General features: G+C 57.3%; 12 protein-coding genes and 2 pseudogenes. 8 read left to right on the forward strand and 6 right to left on the reverse strand.

The features are described 5' to 3' along the window. Nucleotides 1–31: 31 nt before the first annotated feature. Nucleotides 32–1,228, reverse strand: a complete 1,197-nt coding sequence (locus tag JTY93_RS14690; RefSeq protein WP_205475692.1) for a fumarylacetoacetate hydrolase family protein — start codon at nt 1,226–1,228, stop codon at nt 32–34. A 120-nt stretch (nt 1,229–1,348) separates the two neighbouring features. On the opposite strand from JTY93_RS14690, the gene JTY93_RS14695 reads away from it, so the two are divergent. The 3 genes and pseudogenes from JTY93_RS14695 to JTY93_RS14705 all read left to right on the forward strand — a co-directional run bounded on the left by JTY93_RS14695 (nt 1,349) and on the right by JTY93_RS14705 (nt 5,675). Next, nucleotides 1,349–2,308: a LysR family transcriptional regulator gene (locus JTY93_RS14695; RefSeq protein ID WP_169992976.1), complete on the forward strand. Its 960-nt coding sequence runs from the start codon at nt 1,349–1,351 to the stop codon at nt 2,306–2,308. Between the two features lie 166 nt (nt 2,309–2,474). Next, nucleotides 2,475–4,022, forward strand: coding sequence for a D-arabinonate dehydratase (locus JTY93_RS14700; RefSeq protein ID WP_205475695.1), 1,548 nt, complete (start codon nt 2,475–2,477; stop codon nt 4,020–4,022). Between the two features lie 71 nt (nt 4,023–4,093). Beyond that, a pseudogene (locus tag JTY93_RS14705) lies at nt 4,094–5,675 on the forward strand (aldehyde dehydrogenase (NADP(+))). Nucleotides 5,676–5,679: 4 nt separating this feature from the next. Here JTY93_RS14705 and JTY93_RS14710 read toward each other — a convergent pair. Then, entirely contained in the window at nt 5,680–6,648 is a 969-nt protein-coding gene (locus JTY93_RS14710; RefSeq protein WP_205475699.1) for a LysR family transcriptional regulator, read from the reverse strand. Between the two features lie 101 nt (nt 6,649–6,749). On the opposite strand from JTY93_RS14710, the gene JTY93_RS14715 reads away from it, so the two are divergent. Together JTY93_RS14715 and JTY93_RS14720 are read left to right on the forward strand one after the other, a co-directional pair. Further along, nucleotides 6,750–8,066, forward strand: coding sequence for an L-fuconate dehydratase (locus JTY93_RS14715; RefSeq protein ID WP_205475701.1), 1,317 nt, complete (start codon nt 6,750–6,752; stop codon nt 8,064–8,066). A gap of 96 nt (nt 8,067–8,162) precedes the next feature. Continuing rightward, nucleotides 8,163–9,473 (forward strand): MFS transporter, encoded by a 1,311-nt coding sequence (locus JTY93_RS14720; RefSeq protein ID WP_205475702.1) that lies wholly within the window; start codon nt 8,163–8,165, stop codon nt 9,471–9,473. Nucleotides 9,474–9,731: 258 nt separating this feature from the next. Here the strand turns inward: JTY93_RS14720 and JTY93_RS14725 are convergent. Beyond that, a pseudogene (locus JTY93_RS14725) lies at nt 9,732–11,157 on the reverse strand (IS1182 family transposase). 320 nt (nt 11,158–11,477) lie between these two features. Further along, nucleotides 11,478–12,671, reverse strand: coding sequence for a Na+/H+ antiporter NhaA (gene nhaA, locus JTY93_RS14730; protein ID WP_205478303.1), 1,194 nt, complete (start codon nt 12,669–12,671; stop codon nt 11,478–11,480). A 342-nt stretch (nt 12,672–13,013) separates the two neighbouring features. Here nhaA and JTY93_RS14735 point away from each other — a divergent pair, with 342 nt between their 5' ends. Beyond that, nucleotides 13,014–14,681, forward strand: coding sequence for a BCCT family transporter (locus JTY93_RS14735; protein ID WP_094952077.1), 1,668 nt, complete (start codon nt 13,014–13,016; stop codon nt 14,679–14,681). A gap of 231 nt (nt 14,682–14,912) precedes the next feature. Here the strand turns inward: JTY93_RS14735 and JTY93_RS14740 are convergent, their stop codons facing one another. Beyond that, on the reverse strand, nt 14,913–15,635 hold the full coding sequence (locus JTY93_RS14740) for a 3'-5' exonuclease (protein ID WP_205478302.1): 723 nt from the start codon (nt 15,633–15,635) through the stop codon (nt 14,913–14,915). After that, a complete protein-coding gene (locus tag JTY93_RS14745; protein ID WP_205478301.1) occupies nt 15,632–17,512 on the reverse strand; it encodes a DUF294 nucleotidyltransferase-like domain-containing protein in 1,881 nt (626 codons plus the stop codon). The genes JTY93_RS14740 and JTY93_RS14745 overlap by 4 nt, the downstream gene beginning before the upstream one ends. 300 nt (nt 17,513–17,812) lie before the next feature. Here JTY93_RS14745 and JTY93_RS14750 point away from each other — a divergent pair, with 300 nt between their 5' ends. Together JTY93_RS14750 and JTY93_RS14755 are read left to right on the forward strand one after the other, a co-directional pair. Next, nucleotides 17,813–19,066: a cation:proton antiporter gene (locus tag JTY93_RS14750; protein ID WP_094952074.1), complete on the forward strand. Its 1,254-nt coding sequence runs from the start codon at nt 17,813–17,815 to the stop codon at nt 19,064–19,066. A 107-nt stretch (nt 19,067–19,173) separates the two neighbouring features. Then, on the forward strand, nt 19,174–20,451 hold the full coding sequence (locus tag JTY93_RS14755) for a DUF2254 domain-containing protein (protein ID WP_205478300.1): 1,278 nt from the start codon (nt 19,174–19,176) through the stop codon (nt 20,449–20,451). Nucleotides 20,452–20,453 lie beyond the last annotated feature (2 nt).

Genomic DNA, 20,453 nt, shown 5'->3' on the forward strand with positions numbered 1-20,453 from the left:
TTGGTTGTTTGGCATCACCACCACTGTGTTTTCAGTACAGCGATTTACCTGCCACCAGACCGCGAGCGGCCAGGTTGCCCATCAATGCACGCAGGCCAAACGTCCAGGGTGTCGCCTCATTGCTGTAGGTGACGCGGTTGTGCAGAGCGCCCAGCAGGGGACTGGCGATGCGCACGCTATCGCCCTGTTTGTGGGTGAAGCCACTGCCCGGCTCTTCACGATCTTGCGTCGGGGCGAACAGGGTGCCGAGAAATAGCATGAAACCGTCTGGATACTGGTGATCGCTACCCACGGTCTGGGCCACCAATTCCAACGGATCGCGGCTGATCTTCTCCATCGAGCTGCTGCCGCGCAGGATGAAACCGTCATCGCCTTCGACGTCCAGCTCGACCACGCAGCAGCGCACATCATCCAGGGAAAAGCTTTCATCGAACAGGCGAATAAACGGGCCGATCGAACACGATGCGTTGTTGTCCTTGGCCTTGCTCAGCAGCAAGGCGCTACGGCCTTCGAAGTCGCGTAGATTAACGTCATTGCCCAAGGTTGCGCCGTGAATTTGCCCACGGCTGCTCACCGCCAGAACGATTTCCGGCTCAGGGTTGTTCCATTTCGACTTGGGATGAATACCGACGTCGTTGCCGCTGCCGACGGACGCAAGAACCGGGGCCTTGGTAAATATCTCGGCATCAGGGCCGATGCCCACCTCCAGATACTGCGACCACAACCCCTGCTCGATCAACATATCCTTGAGGCGCGCCGCTTGGGCCGAACCGGGTTTGATCGAGCTCAGGTTATCGCCGATGGCTGACTTGACTAGGCTACGTACGGTTTCGGCCTTGACCGCATCGCCCCCGGCCTGCTCTTCAATCACCCGCTCGATCATGCTCGAAGCGAAAGTCACGCCAGCGGCCTTGATCACTTGCAGGTCAACCGGTGGCAGCAGGTACGCCTGGGCAGGGTCTGAGCCCGATCCGGTGTTGGCCAACAGTGCTGCTGTGGTGCAGATGTATCGACCGCGAGTGTTGCGAACCGCCTCAAGCGGCGATGCACTTTCCAGTAGATCACTCAACGTTGCGAACGCTTCGGACAAATCAAATACGCCATCGGCGCGCAGTACGACTGGCGATGGGCCTGCTGTCTTCCCCGGCACCCAGGCTCGCCCGATAAGTGTCCCGTGCAAGCCATCAATCGGGAGGGTGTTTTCACAGGTCAATTTCGCAGTGGGCATAAGGCAATCCCTATCAATTGGATGTCGTCCGGGCAAAAACTAGTGGACTTGATTGATAAATCCCAATGACATATTTTCAGCATTTGATATCGTTTTGTTATCAATCAGGTTGAGTACCCTATGGAAAACGACGAGATTTCATTCGCCAGTGTCAGCAAGTGGCTGAAGATCAAGCATCTGATGCTGCTCGATACGCTGGCCCGGACCCGCAACATGCACACCACCGCCGAGCTGATGAATCTGACCCAGCCCGCCATCAGCAAGATGCTGCGCGACATCGAACTGTTATTTGGATTCGCCTTGTTCGAACGGCAGACGCGCAGCATGGCGCTCACTGAACTGGGTGAGTTTGTCGTCCGGTATGCGCGGATGACGCTGGACGACACACAGTCCTTCGTCGATCAGCTCAATAAAGTGCGCAAAGGTGGCCATGGTCACTTGAGAGTCGGCGCGATCTTCGCCGCGACGTCGGTGGTGCTGCCCGAAGCCATTACCCGAATCAAACTAGACCGCCCTATGCTGTCCATCGAAGTGATCGAGCAAACCAGCAATCAACTTCTGGAAATGCTCGAGCATAAGAAGCTGGATTTGATCATTGCCCGCTTCACCGATGAGCGTTATCAGCAACCGTTCGAATTTCGGACGCTAGGGCCCGAGCCTTTTTGCCTGGTGGTCAATAGCCGTCACCCCCTCGCGCAGCTCGACGAGGTGGCGACCGAACAACTGAGTGACTGGCCGTGGGTCATGTACCCCTTCAATGCGCCCATACGTCGCCAGATGGAAAGCGCCTTCATCGAATTCAACATGCGCACGCCGACCAACACCGTTGAAACCATCTCGATGCCCACTTTCCTGCAGCTCCTACAGTCGGGACCGATGCTCGCGTTTCTGCCCGAGTCCATGGTCCAGTCGCAGATTCAGATTGGCTTGCTCAAAGTGCTCAACACATCGTTCAAGGTCGAGCCGCAGGACTACGGCATCATCACACGCAAGAACGAACCGCTGAGCGAAGCGGCCCGTGAGTTTGCCGATACCTTGCTGGAGCTCGCCAGGTTGCGCCGCGAAGCCACCAAACATTGAATCTCCATTGCATGGCCAGAACGCCCAACCGATGAGAGAAAGTTATCAATCAATCCAAAGGTCTCATTAGGCAGCGGTGTCCGGGGGCTCTTATAGTGGGGCGACAAAGGTATGGCGCGGCCCATGTGCCAGCGACCTCCCACGCTTGATAGCCAGAGAGTCTGCGATGGAATTGATTATGAAAACCGGTGCAGCCGCCGTGCTGCGCCTCAATCCTCTGGACGATGTGCTGATCGCCCGCCGGCCCTTATTGTCGGGTGAAGTCCTCGAACCGCAAGGTGTGGTGGTTCGCCAGCCCGTCCCCGCCGGCCATAAGATCGCCTCGCACCGAGTCGAGGCAGGCCAACCGCTGCGTCGTTACGGGCAGATCATCGGGTTTGCCACCGAAGTAATCCAGGCCGGTGACCATGTGCATGTGCACAACCTGGCCATGGGCGACTTCGCCCGCGACTACGCTTTCAGCCACGATGTGAAACCCGAGCAGACGCTGAACGATGCGCCTGTATTCATGGGAATCGTGCGCCCGGATGGCCGTGTGGCGACACGTAATTACATCGGCATCCTGACGTCGGTGAATTGCTCGGCCACCGTGGCCCGCGCCATCGCCGACCATTTTCGCCGCGACATTAATCCGGCTGCGCTGTTGGCGTACCCTCAAGTCGATGGCGTCGTCGCCCTGACCCATTCCGCTGGTTGCGCCGTGGACCCCGCCGGAGAAGGCCTGGCCCTGCTGCGCCGGACATTGGCCGGCTACGCCACCCACGCCAACTTTGCCGCGGTGCTGGTGATCGGCCTGGGCTGCGAAACCAACCAGATCGAAGGGCTGCTCAGCAGCCAAGGACTGAGCCGCAGCAATACCCTGCGCACGTTCAGTATTCAGGACAGCGGCGGCACCTCCAAGGCGATCGCCAGCGGCATCGCCCAGGTCAAGTCGTTGCTGGAGGAGGCAAACCAGGTCAAGCGCGAACCGGTGAGTGCCAAGCATCTGGTCGTTGGCCTGCAGTGCGGCGGTTCGGATGGCTATTCCGGGATCACCGCCAACCCTGCGCTGGGTAATGCCGTGGACCGCCTGGTCGCTTGCGGCGGTACGGCGATCCTTTCCGAAACCCCAGAAATCTATGGCGCCGAGCACCTGTTGACTCGCCGTGCCGTCAACCGCGCCGTCGGCGAAAAACTTGTCGCACGGATTCACTGGTGGGAGGCGTATTGCGAACGCAATGGCGCCGAACTGAACAACAACCCGTCCGCCGGCAACAAGGTTGGTGGCTTGACCACGATCCTGGAAAAGTCGCTGGGGGCGGTCGCCAAGGCAGGCTCCAGCAACCTGGTCGATGTGTATGAGTATGCCCAGCAGGTCGGCGCGAAGGGTCTGGTGTTCATGGACACCCCAGGCTACGACCCGGTGTCGGCAACAGGCCAAGTGGCCGGTGGCGCCAACCTGATTGCCTTCACCACGGGACGTGGCTCTGCTTACGGTTGTGCCCCTTCCCCCTCGATCAAATTGGCGACCAATACCGCCTTGTGGAATCGCCAACGCGAGGACATGGACATCAACTGCGGAGAAATCGCCGAAGACACCATGACCATCGAAGCCTGCGGTGAAGCCATCTTCAATCTCATGCTGCGCATCGCTTCGGGCGAACGCAGCATGAGCGAACAGCACGGTTATGGCCAGAACGAATTCGTGCCCTGGCAGATCGGCGCCGTCACCTGAATCGACGGTCCCTGCTCACCTCCCCCGGCATCCCCTAAAGGGGATGCGACCCCACCCTTCTGGAGCCAGAAATGTCTACGATCACCGGCCACAACTACATCGGCGGCCAGCGCAGCGCTGCCGGCACTGTCATCGTCAAAAGCATTGATGCCAGCACAGGCGAGCAGTTGCCTTACAGTTTCCACCAGGCCACCGTTGAAGAAGTTGACCGTGCCGCCAACGCTGCGGCCATCGCGTATCCCGCCTACCGCAGCCTGAGCGCCGCCAAACGTGCCGAATTCCTCGACGCGATCGCCGATGAACTGGACAGCCTCGATGATGATTTTGTGGCGCTGGTCTGCCGCGAAACCGCATTGCCTGCTGCCCGCATTCAAGGCGAGCGCGGCCGCACCAGCGGCCAGATGCGCCTGTTCGCCAAGGTACTGCGTCGTGGGGATTTCTATGGGGGCGCGGATTGATCACGCACTGCCGGAACGTAAACCGCTACCGCGCCCGGATCTGCGTCAGTACCGCATTGGCCTCGGACCGGTGGCGGTGTTTGGTGCGAGTAACTTTCCCCTGGCGTTCTCGACTGCCGGCGGCGACACAGCTTCGGCGTTGGCCGCCGGTTGCCCGGTGGTGTTCAAGGCGCACAGCGGCCACATGGCCACCGCCGAGCTCGTCGCGGGTGCGTTGATTCGCGCCGCCGAAAAAACCGGCATGCCGACCGGTGTGTTCAACATGATCTACGGCGCCGGGGTTGGTGAAGCGCTGGTCACGCATCCGTCGATTCAGGCAGTGGGCTTCACCGGATCACTCAAGGGTGGCCGCGCGCTGTGCGACATGGCGGCAGCACGTCCACAGCCGATTCCGGTGTTCGCCGAGATGTCGAGCATCAATCCGGTGATCGTCTTGCCCCAGGCGCTGCAAGCGCGGGCCGAAAGCGTCGCCCGCGACCTGACCGCTTCGGTGGTTCAGGGCTGTGGTCAGTTCTGCACCAATCCGGGTCTGGTGATCGGTATTCGTTCGCCGCAGTTCAGCGCGTTCGTGCAGCAAGTGGCGCGCTTGATCGGTGATCAACCGGCGCAAACCATGCTCAACGCCGGTACGTTACGCAGCTATGGCCAAGGCTTGCAAAAACTCCTCGCGCACCCTGGCATAGAGCACTTGGCCGGCAACGCGCAACAGGGTAATCAGGCCCAGCCGCAACTGTTCAAAGCTGATGTCAGCCTTTTGATCGATGGCGATGAAGTCTTGCAGGAGGAAGTGTTCGGCCCGACCACGGTGTTCGTCGAAGTGGCGGATCAGGCGCAGCTCAGTGCCGCGTTGCGTGGCCTGCACGGGCAACTGACGGCGACCATCATTGGCGAACCGGCGGACTTCGAACAGTTCGGCGAACTGACCGCGCTACTGGAGCAGAAAGTCGGGCGAATTCTGCTCAACGGCTATCCGACGGGTGTGGAAGTCTGCGATTCGATGGTCCATGGCGGCCCGTATCCGGCGACATCGGATGCCCGCGGCACGTCAGTGGGCACGCTGGCTATTGACCGCTTCCTGCGCCCGGTATGCTTCCAGAACTTCCCGGACACCTTGCTGCCCGATGCCTTGAAAGATGCCAACCCTCTGGGTATCACGCGCTTGGTAAATGGGGTGAGCAGCCGCGACAGCCAGTAAACCTCTACCCCTTCCCATGCTCCTTGAGGTAACCCAACAGCTTGCTGACGGCGGCGGACAATGGCCGAGATTCGCGCGTCAGCAGGCCGATGTTGACCATGGTGATGGGCAACTCCACCGGGAGGATCGCTACCATGCCATAGCGCAGGTAGTGCTCCGCGACGTCGTTGGGCACCACGGCGATCATGTCCGACGCCTCGATCATTGAGGTGGTGGCCAAGATCGACGCGGTTTCAACGATGTCCAGCGTCTGCACCATACCCCCTGCCTTCAGCGCGCTTTCCACATGACGACGCATCGGGCTGCCGATCGGATGCAGAATCCAGGTCTGCGTCACCAAGTCAGCCAGGCTCAGTTTTGCCGCCGTGGCCAGTGCGTGCCCGGGACGTGCAATGACGCGCATCTGCTCGCCCTTTTCGAACAGTTGAATATCCAGGCCCTGGCTGTCGATCTGGTCCGGGAGCCGCCCCAGCACCACATCAAAATCGCCGCGAATCAGCGCCGGCAGCAGCGTGTCGCTGGTCCCGACTTCAATACAGATACGCACCTTCGGGTTATCCGCCTTGAATGCCAATACGCCCCGGGTCAACAAGGTCGGCACCGGGCCCATCACTGTGCCGATGCGCACCAGCCCCGAAGCACCGCGTGCCAGCTCCGCCAACTGCGCTTCGGCATGTTCGAACTCATGAATGGCCCCGTGGGCGTAATGAATCATCACTTCGCCATAGAGCGTCGGCTCCATGCCCCGTGGCAGGCGCTCGAACAACTTGGCGCCGAGGCGTTCTTCCAACTGCTGCAATAACAGGCTCGCGGCCGGCTGCGTAGTGTGCATCGCAGCCGCCGCGCGACGCAGGTTCCTGAACTCGCCCAGGGCATTGAGCAGTGCAATCTGGCGACTGGAAATTTTCAGCGGGCTGAAGGTTTTCGCTGGCGCCAGGCTGGCGAGCGTTGGGACTTTCGACGGCTCTGACATATCAATTTTAATATCCATCTATACGAATAGACGATTATGCCTATATCGCCGACCAACCTACAGTCGAACTTCCAAGTGGTCACCTATAAAAAGAGTTCTCCATGAGCATTCGAATCACCCACCTGAGCGTTCGCGACATTCGTTTCCCCACTTCCCGGTCACTCGATGGCTCTGACGCCATGAACAGCGCGCCAGACTATTCGGCGTCCTACGTGGTATTACACACCGATTCCCCAGAAGGCATGGAAGGCCATGGCCTGACCTTCACCATCGGCCGCGGCAATGAAATCTGTGTGGCCGCCGTGCAATCGCTGGCGCCACTGATCGTCGGCTTGACACTGGAAGAGATCACCGCCGACATGGGCCGCTTCTGGCACAACATCACCGTAGGTGACAGTCAGTTGCGCTGGCTGGGGCCGGAAAAGGGCGTGATACACCTTGCCACTGCCGCCATCGTCAACGCAGTGTGGGACCTGTGGGCCAAGACCGAAGCAAAGCCGGTGTGGAAACTGCTGGCAGACATGACACCCGAGCAACTCGTCGCCTGTCTGGACTTCAGCTATGTGACTGACGCAATCACGCCTGAAGAAGCCATCGCCCTGCTTCGTCGTCAGGCGCCCGGCAAAGCCACGCGTGAAGCTCAGATGCTGCGCGAAGGCTATCCCGGCTACACCACCGCCCCGGGCTGGCTGGGATACTCTGAAGAGAAAATGCGCCGGCTGGCCCGAGAAGCCGTAGCCGATGGCTGGACTCACTTCAAACAGAAAATCGGCGCCAACCTGGAAGACGACATGCGCCGCGCCGCGATCCTGCGCGAAGAAATTGGCTGGGAACGCACCTTGATGATGGACGCCAACCAAGTCTGGAGCGTTGATGAGTCGGTGGCAAACATGCGTCGCCTGGCCGCTTTCGATCCGTGGTGGATCGAAGAACCGACCAGCCCGGACGATATCCTCGGACACGCAACCATCCGCCAGCGCATTGCACCGATTGGCGTCGCTACCGGTGAACACTGCCATAACCGGGTAATGTTCAAACAGATGTTCCAGGCCCAGGCCCTGGATTTCTGCCAGTTGGACGCCGCGCGCCTGGGCGGTCTCAATGAAGTGTTGATCGTGTTGCTGATGGCCGCCAAGTTTGACGTGCCGGTATGCCCCCATGGCGGCGGCGTCGGTTTGTGCGAATACGTGCAGAACATCTCGCTGTTCGATTACATCGCGGTATCCGGCTCGCTGCAAAATCGTGTTCTGGAATACGTCGATCACTTGCACGAGCACTTCCTGGAACCCGTGGTGATTCGCAACGGCCGCTACATGCCCCCGCAACGGCCCGGCTACAGCATCGAAATGACTGCCGAAACGCTGGAACGCTACCAGTATCCCAATGGCCCGGTTTGGATTGATCTTGCCCAATCCTGACCGCTAAGCAGCAGCATCCGTTCTTACAACGGCACAGTGGCGCCCCTTACACTGGGCGCCATGACACGTGCACCCAACTCTATTAGGACTATAAAAATGACAATCCTAAGCCCCATCGCCGTGACCCAGGCCCCTGCTGCCTGTAACGAGCAGCGCTTGACCAACCTGCTGTTGCGCAGACTGATGCCGCTGCTGGTCGTGGTCTATGTCATGAGCTTTCTGGACCGTACCAACATTGCCCTGGCCAAAGCCAGCATGGGCATCGACCTTGGGCTTTCCGCCGCGGCGTATGGCTTGGGCGCAGGGTTGTTCTTCCTGACCTACGCGCTGTTCGAAGTGCCCAGCAATCTGATCATGCAAAAGGTCGGCGCGCGATTCTGGATTACTCGCATCATGATCACCTGGGGCCTGCTCTCGACGGGCATGGCATTCGTCCAGGGTGAAACCTCGTTCTATGTCATGCGCCTGCTGCTGGGCGTCGCTGAAGCGGGCCTGTTTCCAGGTGTCATGCTTTACCTGACCTACTGGTTCAACCGCGAACAACGCGCCCGCGCCACGGGGTATTTTCTGCTCGGTGTTTGCATCGCCAATATTCTCAGTGGCCCGCTGGGCGGCGCCCTGTTGCAGCTCGACGGTTGGCTCGGCTGGCATGGCTGGCAGTGGTTGTTCGTACTGGAAGGTTTGCCAGCCGTGGCGCTGGCCTATGTAGTATGGAAGAAACTGCCCGACGGCCCCGCCTCCGCGTCCTGGTTGTCGGCGGCTGACGCTCGGGAAATCCAAGCGCGCTTGGATGCCGAGAGCGACGACGCCCCACAACAAACCCGCCTCAGTCAGATGTTGCGCGATAAGCAAATCTGGCTAGCGATCGCCGTCTACTTCGTGCACCAGATCACCATCTACACCGTGATCTTCTTCTTGCCCGGCATTATCGGCAATTACGGTTCATTGACACCGCTGCAAATCGGCCTGCTGACCTCCGTACCGTGGATCGCCGCCGCCCTGGGTGCCGCCACTTTTCCACGTCTGGCCACCTCACCGCAGCGGTGCCGACGCATTCTATTCTTTGGCCTGCTAACCATGTCGGCCGGACTGCTGGTGGCTTCGTTTTCCAATTCCTATATTGGCCTGATCGGTTTTTCACTGACGGCACTGATGCTGTTCGTCGTGCAGTCGATCATCTTTGTTTTCCCCTCCAGTCGCTTGAGTGGAACCGCCCTGGCGGGTGGCCTGGCGTTCGTCACAACGTGCGGTTTGTTGGGTGGCTTTGTCGGCCCATCAGTGATGGGGCTGATCGAACAGACGACAGGTACCACGCGCAATGGGTTGTGGGTAATTGCTGGCTTACTGGTCGTTGCGGCGCTGGTCAGCACGCGCTTGCGACAGGGCCAAGAGCAAACCGCTACTTGAGAGGTCAAGGCAGGAAGCTTAGGGGTTGGTCACATGCGGCCAACCCCGCCGTGAAGATGGAAATGAACATTTACTGCAGGAGTCGCCGTCTGTTCATGAGCGGCGCCACACTCACAAACTCCACCGCCTATAAATGCAAAAAAAAAAAGCCACTCGATTGCAGACTGTGTGAAAACACAACCTGCCAATGTCAAAAACAAATGCCCCGACTTGTCGGGGCATTTGTTTTTCTAACAGGCGGAACGAAAAAAGGGCCTTTCAGCCCATCAATGCCATCAACTGATGGGCGCCCATCACCTTGATCGCTCTTTTCAGGTTATAGGCCTGCACTGCCAGTGCCATTTCGGCTCTGGCGCCTTTCAGTTGTCGCAGCAAGAACCGGCCATTGCCAAATAGCCATTGCTTGAGATTGCCGAAGGGGTGTTCGACGATGGATCGTCGGCTGACCATCATCTCGGGGTGGGCCTGCATTCGCAGCTTCATCCGTTCAAAAGCGGCTTCATGAGCATGGCGTGTGAGATAACGGCGGCTCGCTTTGGTGCAGCGGCTTTTTAACGGGCAAACGCTGCAATCGGCGATAGTCGCCTGATAAATCCGGTCGCCCTTGCTCATCTGCTTGAGCGTTAGCATCTTGCCGGTAGGGCATTGATAAGCGTCGCTTTGCTCTTCGTATTTGAAGTCCGTGCGATCGAAAAACTCAGTACCGCCACCTTGATTGTTGACTGACCGATTAGGGGGCACGAACGGCGTGATACTGGCGTCTTCACAGGCCTGAAACTGTTCGCCATTGGAGTAGCCGGCGTCGGCAGTGACGCTTAATTGCGATTGCTGTAATTGGGCTTTAGCGGCTTTTGCCATCGGCTCAAGCTGCTGCCGATCTGCGCCATCTTGAGTCACCTCATAGTGCAGAATCAGACAGTGTTCAGCGTCCACGGCGCTTTGGATGTTGTACGCCACGAACTTGCCAGAAGGCGTACGCATTTTTTGCGCATCGGACTCGCCCACAATGTGTTGAACCAGACCTTGAGCTTCCATTAGCACCTGGCAGGTCTGGTTATTGGCCTTTTTTACCTGCAACTCCCGAAGCGCCGCCTGCACCGCTGAGCGGTCAATGGACTCCCCTTCCTCGCCATGATCCGCCTCATCGAGCTGCGCCAAATAGCGTGCAATGCGCTTCTCGAGCGCCGCTTCCTGGTGTTTGAGCTTTTTCGGCGTCATGTGCTTTCGATTCGAAGCCACTGCCTGAAACTTGCTGCCATCGATGGCCACCAGCTCGCCAGCAATCAGGCCCGCGTGTCGGCAAAACTGAACAAAGGCGCGGCAGGTGGCGCTGAACGCCGCACTGTTGTCGCGGCGAAAATCAGCGATGGTTTTGAAGTCAGGGGCCAGTCGGCCCAGCAGCCACATGACTTCAACGTTGCGCTGACACTCGGCCTCGAGTCGTCGCGACGAGCGAATACGCTGGAAATAGCCGTACAAGTAGAGTTTGAGCAGATCGGCAGGATCGTATGAAGGGCGTCCCGTGGCCTTGGGTCTGGCTTTGTCGAAACCCAACTGCTCAAGGTCCAGCAGGGAAATGTAGGCCTCGATCACCCGAACCAGATGGTCATCGGGGGATAAGTTCGTCCAGCGAAAGTGGAAACAGCGCGCTCTGGGAGCGGTCTTCACCTTGGATATAGCGCATAAGCAAAATGCCCGTATCTTGCGATACGGGCATTTTCTTTAACCTGCCAGCAGATTGCTAGGTTTTCACACAGTCTGCGATTGAGTGGCTTTTTTAATGTTTGGAGCGGGAAACGAGACTCGTATCTGGCGTCCGACCCATTGAAATCTAAGGGGTTTCATTTCTTTCCCAAGCAGGAAAGTACTTAATTCTGGACTTTTTTCGTAGCATCTCAAGGCCAAAAAATTGATCGAACAGCGGCATTCATGATGCCTGAAGCCGTAGGCGCTACTGGATGCTCATCCCCCCATGCAGCTATCAACGGACAGATGAGCTCAGGATTAATGTTTAACCTTCAAAAGAACAGCAACACCGAGGACAGCGGAAAGAATAGAACCCATAAGCACTCCAACTTTCACCTCATCGACCAAATGCGGGTTATCCGGGAAGGCGAGCGCCCCGATGAACAGACTCATAGTGAAACCAATGCCGCACAGCAGCGCTACACCGTACAGCTGAGACCAATTACATTGCTCAGGCAGCTTGGCCAGCCCTGCGCGAATCGCCAGCGCAGCCAAACCAAACACACCAATTTGCTTGCCTAGCAATAGCCCAAGCGTTACCCCCAGAGGTACCGGGTCGATCAGGTTATTGGGCGAGATACCAGCAAGAGACACACCCGCATTGGCAAAACCGAAGATGGGCACAACGGCGAAAGCGACCCACGGGTGCAGCTTTCCTTCCAGGTAGATGAGCGGCGATTTGCGCTCGCTGCTCGCCGCCCGCATCGGAATGCACAGTGCGAGAATGACACCGGCCAAGGTCGCGTGGATACCCGACTGAAGCATAAAGAACCACAGCAGACCGCCCGCTATCAGGTAAGGCGAAAGCCTGGTCACACCGCATCGGTTAAGCATGACCAGGAACACAATAACGGCCAGTGAGGCCAGTAGCATGCTGACGGACAAGCCGCTGGTGTAAAACAGCGCGATGATGAGCACGGCACCCAGGTCATCAAGAATCGCCAGCGCAGACAGAAAGATTTTCAACGAGATGGGCACACGTTTACCGAGCAGCGACAGTACGCCCAAGGCAAACGCAATATCGGTCGCAGCCGGAATAGCCCATCCCCCCAAGGTTTCGCCATTACCCCAGTTGACCGCAATATAGATCAAAGCAGGTACCAGCATACCGCCTAGCGCGGCGAACCCTGGAAGAGCGCGCTGGCTCCAGTTCGATAACTGGCCGACCAACATTTCACGCTTGATCTCCAACCCCACCAGCATGAAAAACACCGCCATCAGACCATCATTGATCCAGTGCTCAATCGAGAGGCCAACGACTTTTACGTGCAGTGACGAGAAGTAAATGCCTGCCAACGGGGAGTTGGCGACGAGGAGTGCTATCAAAGCAACGGCCATGAGTATCAGGCCACCCGCTGATTCCGCGGCCAGGAATCGGGAGAAAAAAGCACGCGTGGCGGGTGATTCCCGATGGCCGTGGGGTTTATCCGGACGTGAAGATTTCAAGCTCATAGGCACAGTCACTCCGCGCGGCGGCCCGACCTGCGCTGAATTAAACCTGCCCTCCCGCGTTTTGCGGTGACACCCCCTTGTCACATTCTACATGATGCCCGCCATGGTTGAATAAATGCTTGGAACGATCAACGCCTTTTAGCTATCGAACAGCCGAGCGGATGACCTCAACAAGCATATAGCGGTGACATTTTCGACCGCGCGGCGTTGCAATAAGCAGGTTTTGCCGGTTTTGCCCTCAAAGCTTGTTAGGATAAAGGCGCTTACATCTCGTTTTACCATAGGAACAGCGGGGAAAATGACAACCGCACGTTAAGACGTGCCAACAACAAGGAGATTCTCATGGTTGAAAAGCCTACGGATGATCGGCCTAACACCCCTCACGTCCCCAGTGAGGACGGTATTCCTGCTCCTAGTGGGGCTGCCAATCTGATCGACACTGACTATGTCATCGGTCAAGACAATATCAAGGGAGAGTTTTCGTTCTCGCTCGATATCCACGGCAAAGTATTCATCATTTCAGCCGCCACAATTTTACTGTTCGTGATTTTGACATTGGCACTGCAGAATGAAGTAGAACCCCTCTTCAGCGCTATCCGGAACTGGTTAACCAGCCACCTCGCCTGGCTCTTCATGAGCATTGCGAATGTTTTTGTGGTGCTGTGCATTGCGCTGATTTTCTCCCCGCTGGGAAAGGTGCGTTTGGGCGGCAGAGATGCCAAACCAGACCACTCCTACGTCGGATGGTTTTCAATGCTGTTTGCCGCGGGCATGGGCATTGGGTTGATGTTTTATGGCGTAGCCGAACCCATGTCGCATTACGCGGCGTCCATGGGAGGCGTGACCGTCGATGCGAGCGGAGTGCGTACGGACTGGGCGCCGTTGGGCGGTGCAGCAGGCGATATGAAAGCATCCGCCGACTTGGCAATGGCCGCTACGATCTTTCACTGGGGACTTCATCCCTGGGCGATCTATGCGATTGTGGCGTTGTCCCTGGCATTATTTTCTTATAACAAGGGCTTACCGCTTTCGATACGCTCAATTTTCTATCCACTCTTGGGTGAACGCGTTTGGGGCTGGCCGGGGCATATCATCGATATCCTCGCGGTATTCGCCACGCTATTCGGGTTGGCAACCTCTCTGGGCATTGGTGCAGAACAGGCTGCCGCGGGGATTGAATATCTCTTCGGGATACAATCGACGAATCTCAGTAAAGTCGTGCTGATCGTTGGCATTACCTTGATCGCGCTGTGGTCCGTCCTTTCCGGTTTGGACAAGGGCGTCAAAATGCTTTCCCAGATCAATATGGGACTCGCATTGCTCTTATTGGTGTTTATCATCGTAGTGGGGCCGACCCTGGCCATCTTCACAGGGTTCTTCAAGAACCTGGTGACGTATGTTGAATACCTGCCGGCGCTGTCAAATCCATTCGGCCGCACTGACACCCAATTCACCCAAGGCTGGACGGCCTTCTACTGGGCGTGGTGGATCAGTTGGTCGCCGTTTGTAGGGATGTTTATCGCGCGCGTCAGTCGTGGTCGAACGGTCAGAGAGTTTCTGATCTCGGTCTTGCTCGTCCCCTCAGTGGTGTCTGTGCTGTGGATGACAACGTTCGGCGGAACGGCCATTGACCAAGCGACCTTACAGGGCCTGACGGGCGTCAAGGATGCTGTGCTGGAACTGAAGTTGTTCGCCATGCTGGGGGAGTTGCCGCTTAAAGAGATCACCTCATTCCTGGGCATCGTTCTGGTCATTGTGTTTTTTATTACCTCCTCGGACTCAGGCTCTTTGGTAATCGACACGATCACCGCCGGTGGCAAGGTGGATGCGCCGGTGCCTCAACGTGTGTTCTGGGCGGTGATCGAGGGGGTGATTGCTATTGCTCTCCTGTTGGGCGGCGGTCTTGTAGCACTGCAGGCAATGGCAGTGTCCACAGGGTTGCCTTTCGCAATCGTTCTAATGCTCGGATGCATATCCCTCGTGAAAGGACTGATGTCTGAGCCTCGTTAGCAAATAGGGCTGGCGCTGTCGGCGCACAGCAAACACACCCGTGACGCCATCGCCTGCGCAGATGGCGTCAGCCTGAGTACCGCTAGCGAGTCAATGCCCATTTGCTCAAGGCGCAGGGTGACGGCAGACCCAACCCCCGAATGCATCTCAAGAGCGAGATCCATCGGGCTAAGCGTAGGCCTCAGGCATGTCCGTCAGACAGCCGCAAGCGTTTCACTATCTAGCGGTGACTCAGTTCCATAACTCACCAACAGGCGTGGACGTCGAGTAATGAGTCGCTACCTGCGCCTGCAACAGTTCTGCGGTTGCCAGGGCATCGGTTAACGCATGGTGCGCGTGATAAGCCGGAAGGCCAAGGCGCGCTCGGCTATCCGCCAGCCTTATGGACTGTTGTGAGCGCCCCATCAGTCGGGCGAACCACCCGCGCTTTTGCCGGTGTAGTCGGGCTTCTAACTGCATCGTATCGATGACCGGGAACTCAAACCCCTCCCCTAAATGCCTACGCACTGCCTGATCCAAAAAGGCCCGCTCAATATTCCGATAATGGACGACCATCACCTTGCCTGCCATGGCCTCCAGCAACGGGGCCAGCACCTGCTCAAAGGTGGGCGCATCTGAAATTTCAGCATGGGTTATGTGATGAAACGTCACTGACTTTTCATTCAGCTCGGACGCTGGTTTTATTACCCAGTAAAGCGAGCTCCCACAATAAATGCGCTGCAGCGTGAACGGCATTAGCCCGATGCTCACAATGCTGTCAGCCTGTGCATCAAGGCCGGTGGTTTCCACGTCCATGGCCAGCAGTTGCACGCTGTCAATGGATGCCTGTGCCGAGACCGCACCGGCTTGATAGAACTGTCGCAGGCGGCTGTTAACGGCATTGTCTGCCAGGGTCTCGAACCTGGAAGACCACTCCAGCACTTTATGATTGGGCTGCGCTTTCACGTGTTTCATGACGACAGGCGACCCTTTGACGGATAACGGAAGCGCAAGAAATTCTGGCCATTACTCAAGACCTGAAACGCCTCTTTGAGATTATGTCGTTCACTGTTGGAAAAGCGTTCCGGCTCGACGTAATTATTGAGCGCCGCTCCCTGCTCCAGTGCGTCAACCTGATGTCGAATTCGCACCATCGACAGGAACTCCAGCGCGTATCGCAGTTGCTTTAATGCTTCAGGCGGAATGACGTTGCTGTTTGCGATGGCGTCCATACGATCAAATGAATTCTGCGCGGTGCTGCCACACGCGAGCGCATGGATGCGGATCAGGTCTGTCAGCGGTGCGGTACCTCGCCCCTTCAGGTTGATGATCCGTTTGTGCTGCCCGTCTGTCTCCACCACAAAGGTCCGGAAAAAGCCCAATGGTGGTGTCCGGTTAAGGGCAATTCGAGCCATGGCACTTAGAAAAACAGGATGTGCGCTGGATTTTCGAGCACACAGCACCTTCAGTTCCTGAACAAGCTCGAGCTCGCCAAACACACCATCCAGATCGAAAAAAATACAACTATTGAGCAACGTCGTCGGGTTAGGCTTTTCGATCCACTGATCAAAATAACTTCGCCATACCTTCAACGGCTGACGCCACTGGTCGTTCGTCGCCATGATCCCGCCCTTGCAATAGCTGTAACCGCACGCGGCCAGGCCATCACTCACGAACGTCGCCAACGCTCGGAAGTAAGCATCGTGCTGGATCGGATCGAAGCGGTCGTCGAGCACCAGGGCATTATCCTGATCAGTCACCAATAACTGCTCATCACGCGCCATGGAACCCAACACCATAAAGCAGTAAGGCACCGGAGGCGGCCCCAGTTTTTTCTCTGCGAGCTCCAGCAAACGTTGGGTAAAGGCCCGGCCAATACCGGAAATCGCGCTACCAATCATGTGCGCCGTCGCGCCGTCACGCACCATGCGGATGTAGGTTCCGCGCAGGTCACGCAAAAGCGATTTAAGGCCGTCGACCGAAGTCTGGTTAGAAATTCTGTTTACCAGGTACAAACTGCTGTGTGACTCGTAGCGGATGATATCCGACAGGTTGATCAGCCCAATCGGATGGCCATGATGGACCACCGGCAGATGGTGAATATTACGGCGTAACATCACCAGCATCGCTTCAAACACTGAGTCGTCTGCGCCTATCGTTACCGGCTCGGCCGTCATGATGTCTCGGGCAGCCGTTTCGTCAGCGTTTCGGCCGACCGCGACAACGCGTGTGCGAAGGTCCCGATCCGTCACGATCCCTTGGATTTCAGCCGCCTGCAAGCCCGCTGATGACATCACTAGAACGCAAGAAACGCTTTGTTCTGTCATGATTTTTGCCGCGTCGCCGACGCAGGTATCCGACGTGACCCATACCAAGGGCCGAGAGATAAGGCCTCGGCATTTGAGCTGAATAAGCTCACTGGCACGCCCCTGCGCCTCAACGGCGGTCTTGAGCCTGGAGTGCCCCTCCGCTTCAACGAAGTCGGCGAACGCATCATGCTGCGCGCACAGGTCGGCGAAGACGTCGGCGGGTATGTAATAAATCAGGCTATCTTCTAAGGCTCTGGCGGGAAAGCGCACCTTGTTACTGCGCAACAAACCGGCCTGACCGAAGAGGTCGCCTTCGACAAGTCGGTTGTAGAGTTCGCCATTGCGCCGGTAAATCTCCACCGCACCGCTACGTACATAGTGCAAGTCATGAATGATCGCACCCGCTTCAAGGATGTCACTGCCGGCCTTGAAATAACTCACTTCTACCCGCCGAGCGATGGCGTCTACCGATTCCTTTGGCAGCGTATCAAATGGAGCGAAACGATAGAGGTGGTCGCTAATCTCCTGTAACTCGATTTGCATGAAACCTCGAAATGCTGAAAAGAATTAAAGTTGCGAGCGCCCCGCATGGCAAAGGGCAGTCGTCTTTCTGTGTGGCCCACCACATCACATCCCGATACGAGGATCAAGCGCCACGTCTGATCTACGCTATGAGTGGCAACAACTGCTGCGCAACGGCTGGCCGTCATATTTGCAATACCGGCAGGCGCGGCATTCACTGAATGCACAGCACAGGCGGCGGTTATTTCTGAACGCTCAAAGGTATTTGCGATCAGCATTGCCGAGGGTTCTTTCCTCATCCTGCGCTTTTGGAGCCGGTCAATGCTGGACATTATTGCGATCTTCCTTTGCATCACAGCAGTACTCGCCTATCTCAATCGGCGTTACGTAGGCCTGCCATCCGCCATCGGTGTGATGGGCATTGCCTTGGGCCTGTCACTGTTGAATATGGCATCCGATGCGCTGGGTTTTCACGCCTTGCATACCCTTGAGCAATCGCTGGTGGAGTCCATCGACTTTTCCGAACTGCTGATGCAAGGCATGCTGTCACTGCTGCTCTTTGCTGGCGCGCTGCATGTGGATCTGTCGGAACTGCGGGCCTACAAATGGCAGGTTGCATCCTTGGCAGTGGTAGGGACAACGCTCTCAACATTGATCATCGGCTTTGGGCTCTGGGCGCTGTTGTCTCTTACAGAAATGCAGCTACCGCTCTCTTATTGCCTGGTGTTTGGCGCGCTGATCTCCCCCACCGACCCCATCGCAGTGATGGGCATTCTGAAATCCGCCGGCGCGCCCCATAGCGTGGAACTGGTCATTTCCGGTGAGTCACTGTTCAACGACGGTGTGAGTGTCGTGCTGTTTTCGCTGATCGTCGCAATGATTGCCAGCGGGGAGACACCCTCGGTTATCGGCGCATCGCAGCTGTTGCTGACGGAAGCCGGAGGCGGTGCTCTGTTAGGCGCCTGCGTGGGCTATATCACTTACAGAATGCTCAAAAGTATCGACAGCTATCAGGAGGAAGTGCTCATCACCCTGGCCGCTGTTCTCGGCGCCTATGCACTCGCCACTCAGTTCCATGTTTCCGGCCCATTGGCGATGGTGGTGATGGGACTGATTGTGGGTAACCAAGGGCGCTCCCATGCCATGTCCGAGCAGACTGAAAAAAACCTGGACATGTTCTGGGAACTGATCGATGAAATACTCAACGCAGTGCTATTTGTATTGATCGGGTTGGAAGTCGTTTTGATCCAGTTCTCCAACCCATTGCTCACCACTGGCCTGCTGGTCATATTGCTGACGTTGTTATCACGATTGTTGACTGTAGGGGTTCCCATTGCGGTATTGGGCAAACGCTTCCGCCTACCGGAAGGTGCCTGGAGTGTGATGACCTGGGGCGGCCTGCGGGGCGGGATATCGGTGGCATTGGCGTTGTCGCTGCCCCCAGGCGCGGCTCGCGATATCGTGGTTTCCCTGACGTATCTAGTGGTCGTTTTTTCTATCCTGATCCAAGGCATGTCTATCGGTAAATTGGTCAAGAGAGTCATTCCGTGTGCTGCAAACAAAGACGCTGGATGAACCCTTGGCCAGACGACAGACTCCATTAAGGATAATTAACTCACCGCCTTCGTTTCCCTGAATCCGTGCGGTGGGTCCCATCGTGTTATTTGCAAAAGGTATAAAAAATGCTCGCACGCTGGCGCTGGGTGCTACACCAATTGACCAAACGGCTGTGGTTCAGGGCGAGTCTGTTTTCCTTGCTGGGTATTGCGACCGCGTTACTCGCCGTTGTCTTCAAGGACTACATTCCCGAGTCGTTGCCCGCCCGCATCGGTGCCGACGCCGTCGATAAGATATTGGGCATCATTGCCTCAAGCATGCTCGCGGTGACGACCTTTTCGTTAAGTACCATGGTCAGCGCTTACAGTGCAGCGAGCAGCGGCGTGACGCCCCGTGCAACCACCCTGGTGATGGAAGACACCACGACACAAAATGCCCTGGCCACCTTTATCGGCTCATTCCTGTTCAGCCTGGTGGGGATCATTGCGCTGAGTACCGGCGCCTACGGTACACAAGGGAGGGTTTTGCTATTCGCGGTAACCATCGCCGTGGTCATTCTGATTGTCTACACGCTGCTGCGCTGGATCGATCATTTGTCCAAGCTTGGGCGGGTGGGAGAAACTATTGACCGTGTCGAGCAAGCAGCCATTGATGCCATTAACCATCGGGTCCAATGGCCGCATTTGGGGGCAGCCGCCTACCCTAACGAGTCAGTGATCCCCAGTTCTGCGCTGATCATCACAAGCCTCCACACGGGGTACGTCCAGCACATTGACGTTCAGGCGTTAGGCGCGATAGCCAAAGCAGACGAGATACAGATATTCATGGACGTCCTGCCGGGAAGCTTTGTGCATGTCGGCATGCCGCTCGCAAGAACCGTTAGCTTGAGCAAGGCACGCGGGGAGGAACTGGCGTCGAGCAACGAAAAAATCATCGCTACCCTGGCTATCGGCGTGCGTCGAACGTTCGAACACGACCCCCGGTTCGGCTTGTCAGTATTGTCGGAGATCGCCTCCCGCGCCTTGTCGCCGGCCGTCAATGACCCCGGCACCGCCATTGACGTCATTGGGCGCGGCGTCAGAAGCCTGACATGTTGGGGTACACCTAAAGAACCCGCCGCGAAAATCGACGCTGACTGCCAGCACGTTTACCTGCGCGGTTTGACCGTGGATGACCTGTTCGATGACTTCTTCGCACCGATTGCCAGAGATGGCGCGGGTCTAGTGGAAGTCGACCTGCGCATGATGAAGGCCCTTGTAAGCCTGGCACAGATAAACCCGGCGATGTTCAGGGGGGCATGTACCCAGCACGCAGAACTGCTGCTCAAGCACGCGAACACTGCGCTTGTACTCGAAGAGGACCGGCACAAGCTCAGAGCAGCCGCGCGACCGCTGCTGCACTGACC

It is taken from the genome of Pseudomonas hygromyciniae (assembly GCF_016925675.1).
Classification (GTDB): Bacteria; Pseudomonadota; Gammaproteobacteria; order Pseudomonadales; family Pseudomonadaceae; genus Aquipseudomonas; species Aquipseudomonas hygromyciniae.

Excerpts from the sequence above, each read along its gene's own strand:
- JTY93_RS14690 (WP_205475692.1), bottom strand. The coding sequence starts at position 1,228 with ATGCCCACTGCGAAATTGACCTGTGAAAACACCCTCCCGATTGATGGC.
- JTY93_RS14695 (WP_169992976.1), top strand. The coding sequence starts at position 1,349 with ATGGAAAACGACGAGATTTCATTCGCCAGTGTCAGCAAGTGGCTGAAG.
- JTY93_RS14700 (WP_205475695.1), top strand. The coding sequence starts at position 2,475 with ATGGAATTGATTATGAAAACCGGTGCAGCCGCCGTGCTGCGCCTCAAT.
- JTY93_RS14710 (WP_205475699.1), bottom strand. The coding sequence starts at position 6,648 with ATGTCAGAGCCGTCGAAAGTCCCAACGCTCGCCAGCCTGGCGCCAGCG.
- JTY93_RS14715 (WP_205475701.1), top strand. The coding sequence starts at position 6,750 with ATGAGCATTCGAATCACCCACCTGAGCGTTCGCGACATTCGTTTCCCC.
- JTY93_RS14720 (WP_205475702.1), top strand. The coding sequence starts at position 8,163 with ATGACAATCCTAAGCCCCATCGCCGTGACCCAGGCCCCTGCTGCCTGT.
- nhaA (WP_205478303.1), bottom strand. The coding sequence starts at position 12,671 with ATGAGCTTGAAATCTTCACGTCCGGATAAACCCCACGGCCATCGGGAA.
- JTY93_RS14735 (WP_094952077.1), top strand. The coding sequence starts at position 13,014 with ATGGTTGAAAAGCCTACGGATGATCGGCCTAACACCCCTCACGTCCCC.
- JTY93_RS14740 (WP_205478302.1), bottom strand. The coding sequence starts at position 15,635 with ATGAAACACGTGAAAGCGCAGCCCAATCATAAAGTGCTGGAGTGGTCT.
- JTY93_RS14745 (WP_205478301.1), bottom strand. The coding sequence starts at position 17,512 with ATGCAAATCGAGTTACAGGAGATTAGCGACCACCTCTATCGTTTCGCT.
- JTY93_RS14750 (WP_094952074.1), top strand. The coding sequence starts at position 17,813 with ATGCTGGACATTATTGCGATCTTCCTTTGCATCACAGCAGTACTCGCC.
- JTY93_RS14755 (WP_205478300.1), top strand. The coding sequence starts at position 19,174 with ATGCTCGCACGCTGGCGCTGGGTGCTACACCAATTGACCAAACGGCTG.